Here is a 14,984-nt window from a genome sequence, read left to right as displayed (position 1 = left end):
TTTATGAAACTATATAGTTTTCAAGAACATTTATTAGAATTAAAAATAAGGCTTCTTAGAATATTTACTGCTTTTATAATTATATTTGCTATTTGCTATTATTTTAGCGACTATATTTATAGTTTTTTATTAAAACCGCTTGCTAAGCTAAGCGGTGATACGGTACGAAATATAATTTATACAGGGCTTACAGAAGCATTTTTTACCTATATTAAACTTGCAGCTTTTACTGCTTTTACTATTATTATACCTATAATTGCTTTGGAGTGTTATTTATTTATCAGTCCCGGGTTACACCGCCATGAAAAAAAAATTATCGCTTTTATTCTTTTTATGTCGCCTATTTTATTTTGGTGCGGTAGTATTTTTGTTTTTTACTTTGTAATGCCAAAAGCTTGGAATTTTTTTCTTAGTTTTGAAAAACGTAATATGATAGTACCGATAGTTTTGGAAGCAAGAATTAGCGAGTATCTAAATTTAGTTATTCATTTAATTATTGCTTTTGGAGTTGCTTTTCAACTACCGGTCGTGATAATAATATTAAATATACTAAAAATAGTTAAGGTACAAACACTTAAGCAAAAAAGACGCATTGCCGTGGTAATTAACTTTATTATTGCAGGAATATTAACGCCTCCTGACATTTTAAGCCAGTTTGCTCTTGCAATACCGATACTTTTATTATATGAAACTTCAATAATGATATGTAATTTTATAGAAAAACCGAGGACACTAAATGTTAAATATCAAATGGATTAGAGAAAATCAAGAATTATTCGATGAAAAGCTTAGCCAAAGATTTATTGAACCTATGTCTAGTAAAATTGCTATGCTCGACGGAGAGAAAAGAAAAATTACAAGTTTAATTCAAGAATTTCAGCATGCACGTAAGGTAAAATCAAAGATTTTAGGTAATATGGCCTCTAAAAGCGGCGAAGAGTTTGAAGGGTTACAAAGAGATGTCAAACATATAAATGAGAAATTGGAAGAACTCGAACAGGATCTAAATAATAATAACGAATTAAATGAACTATTAAATATGCTTCCTAATATTCCGGACGAAGAAGTACCTTACGGAATTGATGAAAGTATGAATAAATTAGTTCGTACTTACGGAGAAACAAATCCAAATGCTTTGAATAAGCAGCATTTTGAACTAGGTACAAAATTAAATTTAATGGATTTTGAACAAACTGCTAAAATTTCAGGAGCTAGATTTGTAACGTTAAAAGGTGATTTAGCAAAGCTAGAACGTGCTTTAATTAATTTTATGATTGATGTTCATACTAAAGAGTTTGACTTCTTTGAGATATCACCTCCGATATTAGTTCGAGATAATGCTATGTATAATGCAGGACAACTACCTAAATTTGCCGAAGAGTCTTTTGCAACAACAAATGGTTACAGACTAATTCCAACCGCAGAAGTATCTTTAGTAAATATAGTCGCCGATACTATTATACCGAGAGAAAAATTACCGATGCGTTATGTTGCTTACACCCCGTGCTTTAGATCAGAAGCAGGTAGTAGCAGTAGAGATACAAGAGGTATGATTAGATTACATCAATTCGGTAAAGTAGAGCTTGTATCTATTACTACTCAGGAAGAGTCAAAAACCGAACATGAATATATAACTAATGCATCAGAGACTATTTTACAAAAACTGAATCTTCCTTATCGTGTTATGTTACTTTGCACCGGAGATATGGGGTTTGCGGCAAAAAAAACCTATGATATAGAAGTATGGCTTCCGGGACAAAAGCAATATCGCGAAATTGCTAGCTGTTCTAATTGTGGAGATTTTCAAGCACGTAGAATGAAAGCAAGATATAAGGAATTCGGCAGTAATGAAACTACCTTAGTTCATACTTTAAATGCTTCAGGATTACCTATCGGAAGAACTATGGTTGCAATACTTGAAAATTATCAGAATGAAGATGGATCAATAACTATACCTGATGTCTTGATAAATTACATGGGAGGGTTACAAAAAATCACTACATATAGTGAATAATTGTTTATTAAATATAAATAATAAGGTAAAGTTTTGTAGTATACTCGTTTAATTTAAAAAATTGGCATCGTCATGTAGGAAACGACGTTGTATGACTCTGTGTCATCCCATCCCGTGGCTTGACCACGGTATCCAATTACTAATAATAAAATAGATTAGTATTGTTAAGTTATTTCTAGATCCCGCAATCAAGTCGCGGGATGACATCCCAAATGTTACATAGTATACAAAACGATAATTTAAATTCAGGTTATTTGTGTTTAGTGATTTACGAAAATTTGACAAAGATATATATAATTATAATGCTCCTAATTTTATACCTATAGCATGTCATTATAATGAAAATACTTTACTTACCAAAGACGGTAAATTACTACAAATTATCAAAATACACGGCATTAACTCAGAGAAAATAAGCAATAACATACAAAATTTACGTGAAATGGTTAGAGTTTCTATAAAAAAGAATATAACCGATTATGATTTTGCTTTTTGGCTACATACAATACGAGAAAAACAAAATTTAGACGATTCCACTCCTTACAAAAAATTATTACCGGCAAATATTCATGCACTATGGCAAAGAAAAAACCATTGGAATGATAAATTCGTTAATACTTTATATATATCTATAGTACATGATTCTGCTAAAGTTGACATCAAAAATTTTAACTCTTTAATAAATTCTTTATCTAATAAATTAATTACTGATTTTGAAAATAACTACTTAGATTCAGCTTTTCAAAAATTAGAAAATATCACTAATAATATTTTAAACGATTTAAACGAATTTGGTGCTGAAAAACTCGGCATGATATTTGAAAATGATAATGTTTTTTCTAATCCTTTATTTTTATATAATCGAATAGCTAATCTTAATAATAATGATTGTTTGGTACCTATAATAGATTTATCCGATGCACTAGGTAGAAGTATTTATACAATTAGCGGCAATAAAATGGTAGTTACGGATCATGAGAAAAATAATAAATTCGCTTCTTTACTATCTATAAAAGAATATCAAGAAACTCCTTCTAATACACTGGATAAATTTTTACAGTTACCTATTGAATTAATAATAACTGAAATATTTTACTTTGTTAGCAAAAAACAAGTAACATCCAAATTGCGTGGTCAAGATTATATTCTAAAAATTACTAACGACTCAACTTTACTTAATCACAAAGGGATTAATAAGCTTGATGCAGCTAATTTAGATTTTCAATTTTGTAATCAGCAAATTTCAATTGCCGTTATAGAAGAAGATGAAAATAAACTAGATGCAGCCGTAACTAAAGCATCAACCGAACTTTTTAAACTTGGTATTATTCATGTAAAAGAAGATCTTAATATTGAGCAAATATTTTGGTCGCAATTACCTGCTAACTTTGCCTTTATACGTAGAATGTCACCATTATCCGTAGAACATATTGCTTCTCTTACCGCTCTTCATAATACTACACTCGGTAATCAATATAATCCTTGGGGTAAGGCTATAACTTTACTACGAACCGAGAAAGGTACTCCATATTTCATGAATTTTCATGATAAAACGAATAAAGGTAATACTTGCATCTTTGGTACGGGGAAAACCGGCAAAACCGTATTATTGAACTTTTTAATATCAGAATCGACTAAATACGATCCAACAATAATTTATATCTCTAATAATAATGATTCTAAAATTTTTATCGAGGCAATAGAAGGCAAATGGTTAGAACCGGACAAACAAATTATCAATCCATTTTTAGTAGATGATACAGAAAAATCACAAGCCTTCATTTTAGAATTTTTAAAATTAATCAGTGGTCATTATATTTCACCTCTTAGTGAAATAGAGATATCCTTTCTAGAGAAATTAAAAAATAAAATTTTATCAATTGAAAAAGAAAAACGTATTTTTTCCGATATTTTAAAATTAGAAGATTTTAAGGAGGAAGGAGGAATACAAATACTTGATAAACTTAAAGTTTTTACCGAAGAACAATTATATTATGGATTATTTGATGGACCGTCTCTTAACCTTGAAGAAGGAAAAGTTATAGGATTTAATTTATATAAACTTTCTGATGAGCTGTTTTCTAAACAATTTTACCCGACGGAGAGAAAATTTTTAGAACAATTTAATAATAATTTAAAGAAGCACCAAAGTATTAGTGCAGCAGTAATTTATGCTTTTACTTATCATTTAAGCCTAGTTGGCAGAAAACCTAAAATATTTGCTGCCGATAATTTTGATAAACTTTACAGACCTGAGGTTTATTATGATAATATAAATTTAATCTATAATAATTTATCTCAAAATAACGGTATTTTCGTCAGTAATTTCAATTTTATTTATCTTAAGTCATATCCAAAATATACTATAAAACCTTGGCTTGATTTAATTAATACTAAAATTATTTTACCGTCTGACGTTAAAATAGAAGATTTAGATAAAATTTTAGGTTTAAGCGAGCCGGAAACACGAAAATTATCACAGCTAATACTTTCTGCAAGAATGTTCTTAATTAGTAAGGATAATGAATCGATAGCTTCTGAATTAAGTATTGCCGCTTTAATAGGAATTGTCCGTATTTTATCAAGCAGACAAGAGGAAATGGATATTTATAAAAAAATACTTGAACAACACCAAGGTCCTCCGGATAATTGGGTTAATTACCTATATAATGAGTTAAATACGAACTAATATTTCACTCTGTCATCCCGTGATTTATTCACGGGATCCAAAAAAACTAAAAAGGACTGGATCCCGCTACAAGCTCGCAGGATGACAATAATTTATTATGAACTATAAAAACAACGAGCATAAAGAATACTCAAAGTGTTAAAAAAATATTTACTATTTTTCTTATTTTCATTTTTCTCATTTAATGTATATGCATCTATTTGGGGTGATATAGTAGATTGTCTTAACGATCCATGTAATTGCGGTCAAAGTGAGAGAACGGAAATTTGGAATAAGGGCAGCAAAAATGAAGTAAAAAGAGGACCTTTTAAACCAGACACATTGTGTCCTCCTTGGAATAAAAGCGACGGTCGCGATAATGATACTTGTTTATTAAAATTTGATTACCCAGGTACATTTATCGGTTTTTTACTCAATAGATGTGCGGAAGAAGCCCCTGATAGTAATTACTTTACTCCAAAAATTCGTATTAGAGTTCAAAGCTGTAATGCCGCAGCTTGTTGGCACCAAAACTCTACTTTAAATTGGGATGGAGAATGTGTATTATGGCCTACAGGTTACGGTCTACCTCTAACTAGAGTTTGTGCTAGAATTGCCGTACCGGATATGCCTCCGCCTCCCGGAATAAATACTACACCTTCCCCTGCAGATCCAGGTTATACCGATGGAGTACATCTCAATAAAGTCGGTTACACGCAAAGTGATAATAAGATAATCGGTGTAGACGGAAAAATAGTTACTTTAAAATCTCCTAAACTTTGTGCTTATAGCGATCCTGGACTTGTTAACCTTGTTTCAGATTCCGGTGTACATCTTGATCCGATGGACTGGAATCCTAATCGTCAACCTCTTCATCAAACTAATGAACTTAGCCCTATTGCAAAAGTATTAAAATTTTTAGTTGAAATGGTAAAAGGAGCAAGTTTACCAAGTTTATTAGGGCAGCTTCTTGGTATGATAGATCAAGATTCAGAATTTATAAAAGTACTTCAATCAATACTTAATGCAATAGGAAAGATTTTTAATTTTTTTCCTGATTTAATAATAAAAATTATTGAAGCACTTGGGTCATTAAACGGTTCTGTAGATAGCTATTCTTTTGGTTGTGTACAATTACCTTTAGGACCTTTTCCACCGCCATATTGTCCAAATTTAGATTATATTAGCATTAATGCTAGTGCTAATAATGTATGTAGCATAAAAGATGCAAGCGGCAAGTTTGACCAATCTTCTACTAGTCCGGCTTGTGTAGTGCCGTCTAATATTAATGTTAAAAACAATATTGTTAATAATACCATACGTGTTAGCTTTAGCAATCTTGTTCCACTTTGCACGAGTTCTCCCTCTGACCTCAAAACTTGTGTAGAACCACGTAATATAGATTTTTCTTCAGCAAAAATTACTCATACTAATACGGCTTTTAAAGATTTAATCAAATCGTGTAAGAATACTTCAGGCGGCACTCCATGTATTAATACAGAAATTCCTACGCCATGTAGTGTTACGGCTAACGGTTGTAATGAGGGATTTAGAATAGTATATTCGCAGAAAATTGGAAATGTAGAAACACCTAGCGATTACTACATAAGCGATATACCGGACTGTCCAAGTTCTAATTCAACTACCTGCCAAAAAGTATGGGGAGTTAATATCGGCGAATTTAAGGATGTAAGCGTAAAATTTCCTGAGGTACAAAAACAAGATACAACTAGCTTAATACCTATAAAGACAGATGTCACCTTAAAAGACAATAACGGTAAAGATAGAAAGCTTTATGTCTCTATTAGTAATACCGAAGACGATAAGCAAAATCCTAATAATATTTGCTTATTTGAGTCCGGTAATTTAATAGATTGCGTACCGAGAGCAAATCATTCTTACAGCTTAGCTGCTTATGAATGTGCAAAACAATATGCCGGAATTACCTGTACTAATAATAGCAATCTCAATGATGCTTATTATAAACCGCAATTCATTGCTTCAGTACAAGTAAGAGAAGGCAACAATATCATAGATGAAACAAGCACTCTTGTAACGCCGTTAGCATACGCCGGACCTCCACCTCCCAACCCCACTGACACAGAAAGCATAGTAATGCTTGCCGGTTATAAGTATAGTTCTTCCGTTGCGTTTATACCTAAAGATCCACCAAAAGATCCGAAGGAAGATAAATATATTGCTATGCCGTTTTCAGGAGAAAATGCTCTAAATCAGTTGACTATTCACGGTAAATATAAAGACGATAAAGAACCTTATGATAGTAATGGAAATCCTGACTCAAGTGCGGTATATTTAAAATATTTAGAATATATAAACGGTAAATATATCCAAGGTGGAACGCATGCCTGCTTGATGCCGAAAAATTTCCAACATTGTAATCCTATGCCGCTTCCTACTTTACCTGATGGATCACCTATTCCCGGTTACAATAATGACTCGACAAATTGTGTACTTGCTAAACTAAACAACAATGATACTATAAATTGTAAGGATTTTAAAAAAAAATATAACGTTAAATATCCAAATCTTGGCTTATGTAAAAAAGATACAGATCTAACGAGCTGTACTCTAGAAGAAACAGTGTCAGGTCCAGGAAGAGGTATTACAATTTATACTTGCAATATAAATAAGATCCCGAGTAAATGCTATACCAATAACGATAAGACTAATACTCCAATATGTGTTTTAAGTAGGGATTATACAGATAGAATTAAGCCGGAACCTAACATAGGACCAATATTAGTACCGGTAGATCCTTCAAAATATTATACAGTGACATATACAAAAGGAGATGAAAACACTCGTCCTGAGCCGACATATAAAGCTGAGACTGAGGATGTAAGAGATAAAACTTGGCAAGAGCTAAATCTTTGTGCTCCTATATTAGTACCTACTTGTGCTAAAATTCCTAGCACAGCGGGAGCTCCTTCCGGTAACAATCACGGTAATACAGAATGGCCTGAAAGCGATATAGGAGAACTTGCAAAAGGAAAATGTCCAACGAATTGGATAGTTATTGATCCTAGTAAACCTTTAGAACGCCATTGTTTGTCATATTCTGATAGAAAGGTTGTCGAGTTTGAACCTTTAGGTCAAGATGTCGGCTGTAGAGAATCTACAGGATTACCTATAAAAGTTGGTTATAACGACTTTCCATCAAGCCAATTACCTGAGACCCCTTATAATCCGGTAACTAAAATAGGTGACTATATCTTAAACAAAAAACCGGTACCACAGGAGAGCATTATGGCATTTCCAAAGGATGGGGCATTTATAGATGCAACAAATGAACCGGGCAATACAATATTGCATACTGTAGAATTCAAAGTAACTTTAGATGCAATAATGGACGATATTGAGTATTTTGAAGTAAAAGATTTATGGTATGATGATTGCACATTAATATATGTCAACGGCACAAAACTACTTAGCCTCCCTACTAACGTTGATTCTCTAGATGAGAAAAAGTACTGTAACAATGGAAATGACCAAGGTCAAGCATTACAAGCTAAGAATTTACCGATTGATATAAAGCGTTATTTAAAACAAGGAGAAAATACTATAAAATTCCAGCTAAGAGTTATGTTTGGCGGGGGGTTATATTTCCACATGCAATATAAAATGAAGAGATAAATAAATGAGTTGGATTATTTTTTATACGGTAATCGCTGCTTTACTGATTCTCGATTTGGGAATAATACACAAAAAAAATACCGTAATGAGCTTTAAAGAAAGCGTACTTTTTAGTCTTTTCTATTTTGTAATAGCTTGTTTATTCTGTATCTATGTTTACTATAATACGGGGGCAGATCATGCTCGTGAATATTATACTTGCTTTCTCATTGAGAAAGCTATGTCACTTGATAATATTTTTGTTATCTCTATTATTTTTCAATTTTTTAAAATTCCCGGGAAATATCAATATCGTGTTTTATTTTTCGGTACAATAGGCGTAATAATATTCAGAGCTATAATGATTTACTGCGGTATTATTCTTATAAATAAATTTGCCTGGTTATTATATATTTTTGCCGTAATACTTATTGCTACCGGTATAAAAACTTTTTATGTATCACATAAAACTTTTGATATACAGAATTCTTATATTTACAAGTCAATAGTAAAAAATCTAAATATTACTCCTAATCTTGAAGAGGATAAATTTGTTGTTAAACGTAATAACAAACTATATTTTACCCCCCTTTTTATATCTCTAGTACTGATAGAAGCAATAGATTTAGTCTTTGCTATAGATAGTATACCGGCAATATTCGCAATTACTAATGATGTTTATATAATTTATACTTCAAATATTTTTGCTATTTTAGGGCTTAGAGCGTTATTCTTTTGTTTAGCAGAAATTGTAGAACGTTTCAGTTATATAAAATATTCTTTGGCTTTAATTTTAATATTTATCGGCTTTAAAATATTTATTCATCATTATATAGCGATTCCGGCATATGTTTCGCTCACTGTAACTATTACTTTATTACTATTTGGTATAATTGCTTCCATAATTAGAAAAAATATGATTGACCCTTAATAAAGGGAGTATATAATATTTTTTTATTTTTTAAGCAATTATAATGACTAAATTACTAAAATTATTTTTTATTACTATCATCATTTTTAATAACATTGCTTTTGCAAAAGAAACAGGGTTCTATATAGGAGCAGAAGGCGGAATAGTTGAACCGGTAGTTAGTAAATTCCGACATAAACACTCAAATACCGAAATAATTTTAAAAAAATCAAGTATGTATAGTGGGGAAATAGGTTATATAATATATCCACAGATAGCTATTGAATTCTCAGCAACTTACAAACTAAATATTGTCTGCATTACTTATTACCTCAGCAAAAAGTAAGAATTAATTATGATACGCTTGATATGAGAACGGGGCAATTTGTGCCGGCAAATCCTATCAAAAAAACTATAGCCATTGGAGAATTTGGCGTAGGATTTACTTATAGATTGCCATTTTAATAATTCTGTGAAATATTTATATGAAAGCTGCAATGTCATCCCGCGGTCAAGCCGCGGGATGACACGAATAATCCAACTATATAAGGAAAAAATATGTCCCCAAAAGCTACTAACTCTTCTTCTACCCCTAACGGTCATGATAAGACGGCAAAAAAATCACATTCCATACAATCAGTTCTTAACGGTGCGGTTTCAGATCATAACACTTATGATGAAGTACCATATGAGAGCTACCCGTATGCCACTACCCACCCCTATCACTTAAGTACACTTGCAACTCTTTTCGATGTAAATGCTCCTGAAGTCGAGAATTCAAAAATATTAGAGCTTGGTTGTGCAGCAGGCGGTAATTTAATACCACACGCAGTTCTTTATCCAAAAGCTCATTTTGTTGGGGTTGATTTGTCTAAGGTACAAATTGACGAAGCAAATAAAAATGTCAAAGAACTTGGACTGAAAAATATAGAATTTCATCATTGTTCGATAACCGATATTGATGATTCTTTCGGTAAGTTTGATTATATAATTTGCCATGGCGTAATTTCTTGGGTGCCAAAAACCGTTAGAGATAAAATTTTTGAAGTTTGTAATAAAAATCTTAGCCCAAACGGAATAGCATATATTAGCTATAATACGCTACCGGGTTGGAATATGGTCCGTACTATTAGAGATATGATGATGTATCATTCTAGCTCATTTGCAAATGTACGGGATAGAATAGCTCAATCTAGATTGTTACTAGAATTTGTTAAGGATAGCTTAGAGAATTCTAAAACTCCTTATGCAGAAGTATTAAAAACCGAGGCGGGGCTGCTTGCTAAACAAACCGATCATTATTTACGTCATGATCATCTAGAAGAAGAAAATGCTCAATTCTACTTCCATGAATTTATGAATGAAGCAAGAAAGCACAATTTACAATATTTAGCCGATTGTAATCTTTCGACTATGTATCTTGGTAATATGCCACCAAAAGTAGTAGAGCAGTTAAAAGCGGTGAACGATATAGTTAGAACTGAACAATATATGGATTTCATTACGAATCGTCGTTTTAGAACCACTTTGTTATGTCATAGTGATGTGAAAATTAATAGAAATATTAACAATGATGATATAACGAAATTTAATATGATCTTTAATATAGTGCCTGAAAAACCACTCAAAGAAGTAGATCTTAATAATGCTTCAGAATCCTTAAAATTCTTCTTAAACGGTAATAAAGACTCTAACTTAACAACTAGTTCGCCTTATATGAAAGCTATTTTATACACTTTTAGCGAGAATCTAAATAATCCGTTAAGCTTTGAGAAAATAACCGCTGAAGCTAATAAAAAGCTACATAATACTAAATTAAACGAAATTAAAGCTGAGCTTTTAAATAATGCAATGAAGCTAGTATTACAAGGTTATATTAGTATTACAAATCAGAAGCATCGAAATAACCCTGAGCTTGATAAGCCTAAAACAACAAAAATGGTAATACATCAAGCAACCCATACACCTTCTATGTGGGTTACAAATTTAAAACATGAACCGATCGGCGTTAATTTCTTTGAGAAGTTTGCACTTAGATATATGGACGGTAAACATGATAAAAAAGCAATCATTGAGGCTGTACTTGGTCATGTAGAAAAAGGCGAGCTAACTTTAAGTAAAGAAGGTCAAAAGGTAGAAAACAAAGAAGAAATACGCAAAGAACTAGAAAGCTTATTTACTCCGATGATCGAGAAATTTTCTTCTAATGCTTTGTTGGTTTGATGGAATATAGGCATTTACTATGTCATTCCTGCGAAAACAGGAATCCAGTAAAACCTATAAAAACTTGTTTTTATAGGTTTATTTTGTCAAATATGTATTTATATTAAGGTTATTTTTCTAGATTCCCGCTTTCGCGGGGATGATATTGAAATCATGCAAAAAACATGTCGGAAGAGGCAAAAATGAATAATAAAAATACTAATCAAACCGAAAAAAGTATATTAATTGGAATGCAAGAGGCTGTTTTATACGCTAAAGGAAAATTAAAAGCAAATAAACATGATATAAAATTATCTAATATAGACGTGCATGAAGCAAGAGATAAGTTAAAATTAACACAACAATAATTTGCTACAACATTTGGAGTTAGTGTTGCAACTTTAAGAAACTGGGAACAAGACAGAAGATTACCTACCGGAGCTGCAAAATTACTTCTTAAGATTATTGAGAAAGAACCTAATGTTGTAAAACGAGTTTTACGAGGATAAAATAGAGATAAGACACAACCTATATAAACACCATGCCTATATTTTTTTATTTATTTGCAACATTAATAACTATCAGTGGCTTATGCGTTGTCTTAAGCAAAAATTCCGTATATTCGGTATTATGGTTAATTTTTGCATTTATCAACGGTGCAGGGCTTATGATTTTGCTTGGAGCAGAATTTTTAGCTATGATGCTGATAGTGATTTATGTTGGAGCTGTAGCAGTATTATTCTTATTTGTGATAATGATGCTAGATATGCATTTTAATAAGACAATAACACAGTTAAAAGAAAATCTTGCTTTAAGTATTTTTATAGCTCTAATAATGTTTGCTGATTTAGTAACAGTTATTTTACTTGGCACCAAAAATATTAATTTCAGCTCCGATATATCATTTGCCATAACAAATAATATCTCAAATACTAAAGCAATAGGAGGCGTACTCTACACAGACTTTATGCTACCGTTTCAAATGGCGGGCCTTATCTTATTTGTCGCTATGATTGCATGTATTACGTTAACGCTAAAGAAGCGTGAGGGAGTAAAACGTCAAGATATATCAAAACAACTACGTCACAATAAAGAAAATACCGTATTAATGACAAAGCCTATTCTAAATAAAGGTGTTGAGAATATTAAATATGAATGAATATATTTCGCTTAATCATTATTTAATCTTAAGCAGCTTAGTTTTTACTATCGGAATGTTTGGATTATTTATGCATCGCAAAAATATTATCAATATATTAATGTCTATTGAGTTAATGCTGCTTGCAGTTAACATAAATTTTGTTGCATTTTCCGTATATATGCAAGAATTATCGGGACAAATTTTTAGTATTATAATCTTAACCGTAGCAGCTGCCGAAACCTCAATCGGGCTTGCAATATTACTAATATATTTCCGTAATAAAGGCTCAATTGAAATTACCGACATTAATCAGATGAGGGGATAATGATGTATCAAAATATTTCCATAATGATCATCATGTTACCGCTTGCCTCTGCAATAATAAACGAGTTATTCGTAAGGATAATAGACAAAAAATTAGCTCAAGTAATTGCAACCGGCTTTTTATCTTTATCTGCCTTATTCTCATTAATAATATTTTGTGATACGGGCTTGGACGGAAATATAATCCATATAAAATTATTACCATGGATTGAGGTTGGAAATTTTAAAGTAAATTGGTCGATTTATATCGATCAGCTAACTAGCATAATGTTTATAGCCGTAACATGGGTATCTAGCGTCGTGCATATTTACTCGCTTGGCTATATGGCCGAAGATAAGGGGATTATACGCTTCTTGTCTTTTCTTTCTTTATTCACTTTTTTTATGTTAATGCTAGTATCTAGTGATAATTTCTTACAGTTATTTTTTGGTTGGGAGGGCGTCGGCGTTTGCTCATATTTACTAATTGGTTTTTGGTATTCAAAAGAATCCGCCAATAAAGCAGCGATTAAAGCTTTTATAACAAATAGAGCCAGCGATTTTGCTTTTATCTTAGGCGTAATAACGATTATTGTTTATTGTGGTTCGGCAAATTACAAAGATGTATTTTCATCTGCAGAATTATTATCTAATACAAAAATATGGTTACAGTTTTCTATTCTAGATATTATTTGCTTCTTATTATTCATCGGCTGTATGGGTAAATCTGCACAGATTGGTTTACATGTATGGCTTCCTGATGCGATGGAAGGACCGACTCCGGTATCCGCACTTATTCACGCAGCAACCATGGTAACGGCAGGAGTATTCTTAGTAGCACGCTGCTCGTATTTGTTTGAATATAGCCCTTTAATTCTACAATTTATTACGATTATCGGCGGTGTTACTTGTCTTTTTGCTGCAAGCATTGCTATTATGCAAAGCGATATCAAGAAGATTATTGCTTACTCTACCTGTAGCCAACTTAGTTATATGTTTATGGCTTGCGGGGTATCTGCCTATAATAGCGGGATATTTCACTTAGTAACTCATGCCTTTTTTAAAGCCTTATTATTCTTATCAGCCGGCAGCGTAATACATGCCGTTCACGAGCAGGATATTTTTAAAATGGGTGATTTAAGAAATAAAATGCCGGTAACTTACGGAAATTTCTTAATCGGCTCACTTGCACTAATAGGGATTTATCCTTTAGCAGGGTTTTACTCTAAAGACTCGATTTTAGAAGCGGCTTATAGTAGCGGCTCATTTATGTTCATTTTTGGGATAGCAGCAGCAATACTTACCGCTATTTATTCAATGAAGATTATTATGTTGGTATTTCATGGCAAAACTAAGCTAGAAAAAGATGTTTTTGAGCATGCTCACGAACCGGCTAAAGTAATGAATAATCCACTTATATTACTTGTCGCTGGGAGCTTTTTTAGCGGTATGATAGGCTATTATTTACTCTCTATGGACAAACCAAACGGTTATTTCCATGAAAGCCTATTTAATTTACATATTTATAAATTACTAATTAGCCACCCGCCTTTATATATAAAATTACTACCTATGGCAGTCGGTATAGTGGGAATTGTTATTGGGATTTACTTATATAAGTCAAGTACTGTCATTCCGTGGCTTGACCACGGAATCCAAAAAAAATGGATCCCGCAGTCAAGCTGCGGGATGACACCCCTTGGATTAATTTCCAACATTCTAAGAAATAAATATTACTTCGACGAGATATATAATTTCTTAATTGTGAAGCCTATTAACTGTTTAGCTTCTTTATTTTATCTTGGCGATCAGAAAATAATCGATCGTTTTGGACCGAACGGTTTTGCACGAGTCGTTAATTGCTTTAGCGTTCTTATCGGCAAAACACAAACAGGATATGTTTTTAATTATGCTTTGTATATAGTATCATTTATTGTTGTAACAATTAGTTATTTTGTTTGGAAAGGTTTTTAGTGTCATACCATGGCTTGACCGCGGTATCCAGAAAAAAATTAAAAAAGGACTGGATCCCGCGATCAAGTCGCGGGATGACGGCGGTGGAATTGATCCACGCAACAATGCCTCGCGGGAATGACATATACTAATAAAAAAA

At 32.2% G+C, this 14,984-nt stretch carries 10 protein-coding genes and 1 pseudogene; all 11 read left to right on the top strand.

Annotated features, from left to right (window positions below; translation table 11 throughout):
• Positions 1–3 precede the first annotated feature (3 nt).
• The 11 genes and pseudogenes from tatC (at position 4) to nuoL (ending at position 14,845) form a co-directional block, all read left to right on the top strand.
• Positions 4–759: a twin-arginine translocase subunit TatC gene (gene tatC, locus REIS_RS01130; protein ID WP_008579414.1), complete on the top strand. Its 756-nt coding sequence runs from the start codon at positions 4–6 to the stop codon at positions 757–759.
• Complete coding sequence (gene serS, locus REIS_RS01125) at positions 737–2,014, top strand: serine--tRNA ligase (RefSeq protein ID WP_008579413.1); 1,278 nt, start codon at positions 737–739, stop codon at positions 2,012–2,014. Before tatC ends, serS begins: the two co-directional genes overlap by 23 nt.
• Positions 2,015–2,270: 256 nt before the next feature.
• Positions 2,271–4,703, top strand: a complete 2,433-nt coding sequence (locus tag REIS_RS01120) for a VirB4 family type IV secretion/conjugal transfer ATPase (protein WP_008579412.1) — start codon at positions 2,271–2,273, stop codon at positions 4,701–4,703.
• A gap of 135 nt (positions 4,704–4,838) precedes the next feature.
• Positions 4,839–8,336: a hypothetical protein gene (locus REIS_RS01115; protein WP_008579411.1), complete on the top strand. Its 3,498-nt coding sequence runs from the start codon at positions 4,839–4,841 to the stop codon at positions 8,334–8,336.
• A gap of 4 nt (positions 8,337–8,340) precedes the next feature.
• Positions 8,341–9,246 carry a TerC/Alx family metal homeostasis membrane protein gene (locus REIS_RS01110; RefSeq protein ID WP_008579410.1) on the top strand — a complete coding sequence of 302 codons (906 nt, stop codon included), beginning with the start codon at positions 8,341–8,343 and terminating at the stop codon, positions 9,244–9,246.
• 43 nt (positions 9,247–9,289) lie between these two features.
• Positions 9,290–9,690: pseudogene (locus REIS_RS01105) on the top strand (hypothetical protein).
• 93 nt (positions 9,691–9,783) lie between these two features.
• Positions 9,784–11,448, top strand: a complete 1,665-nt coding sequence (locus tag REIS_RS01100; RefSeq protein WP_008579407.1) for a methyltransferase regulatory domain-containing protein — start codon at positions 9,784–9,786, stop codon at positions 11,446–11,448.
• A 182-nt stretch (positions 11,449–11,630) separates the two neighbouring features.
• Positions 11,631–11,795 carry a hypothetical protein gene (locus REIS_RS15310; RefSeq protein ID WP_233466325.1) on the top strand — a complete coding sequence of 55 codons (165 nt, stop codon included), beginning with the start codon at positions 11,631–11,633 and terminating at the stop codon, positions 11,793–11,795.
• 173 nt (positions 11,796–11,968) lie between these two features.
• Complete coding sequence (locus REIS_RS01090) at positions 11,969–12,586, top strand: NADH-quinone oxidoreductase subunit J (RefSeq protein ID WP_008579405.1); 618 nt, start codon at positions 11,969–11,971, stop codon at positions 12,584–12,586.
• On the top strand, positions 12,579–12,893 hold the full coding sequence (gene nuoK, locus REIS_RS01085) for an NADH-quinone oxidoreductase subunit NuoK (protein WP_010421133.1): 315 nt from the start codon (positions 12,579–12,581) through the stop codon (positions 12,891–12,893). The genes REIS_RS01090 and nuoK overlap by 8 nt, the downstream gene beginning before the upstream one ends.
• A gap of 32 nt (positions 12,894–12,925) precedes the next feature.
• Complete coding sequence (gene nuoL / locus REIS_RS01080; protein WP_241760909.1) at positions 12,926–14,845, top strand: NADH-quinone oxidoreductase subunit L; 1,920 nt, start codon at positions 12,926–12,928, stop codon at positions 14,843–14,845.
• Positions 14,846–14,984: the final 139 nt, after the last annotated feature.

It is taken from the genome of Rickettsia endosymbiont of Ixodes scapularis (genome assembly GCF_000160735.1).
GTDB lineage: Bacteria > Pseudomonadota > Alphaproteobacteria > Rickettsiales > Rickettsiaceae > Rickettsia > Rickettsia tamurae.
The sequence above is the reverse complement of the archived record's forward strand: the minus strand, read 5'-3'. Positions and strand labels throughout refer to the sequence as shown.

Bases quoted from the DNA above. Each gene is read 5' to 3' on its own strand.
- tatC (WP_008579414.1), top strand. From the start codon at position 4: ATGAAACTATATAGTTTTCAAGAACATTTATTAGAATTAAAAATAAGG.
- serS (WP_008579413.1), top strand. From the start codon at position 737: ATGTTAAATATCAAATGGATTAGAGAAAATCAAGAATTATTCGATGAA.
- REIS_RS01110 (WP_008579410.1), top strand. From the start codon at position 8,341: ATGAGTTGGATTATTTTTTATACGGTAATCGCTGCTTTACTGATTCTC.
- REIS_RS01100 (WP_008579407.1), top strand. From the start codon at position 9,784: ATGTCCCCAAAAGCTACTAACTCTTCTTCTACCCCTAACGGTCATGAT.
- REIS_RS15310 (WP_233466325.1), top strand. From the start codon at position 11,631: ATGAATAATAAAAATACTAATCAAACCGAAAAAAGTATATTAATTGGA.
- REIS_RS01090 (WP_008579405.1), top strand. From the start codon at position 11,969: ATGCCTATATTTTTTTATTTATTTGCAACATTAATAACTATCAGTGGC.
- nuoK (WP_010421133.1), top strand. From the start codon at position 12,579: ATGAATGAATATATTTCGCTTAATCATTATTTAATCTTAAGCAGCTTA.
- nuoL (WP_241760909.1), top strand. From the start codon at position 12,926: ATGTTACCGCTTGCCTCTGCAATAATAAACGAGTTATTCGTAAGGATA.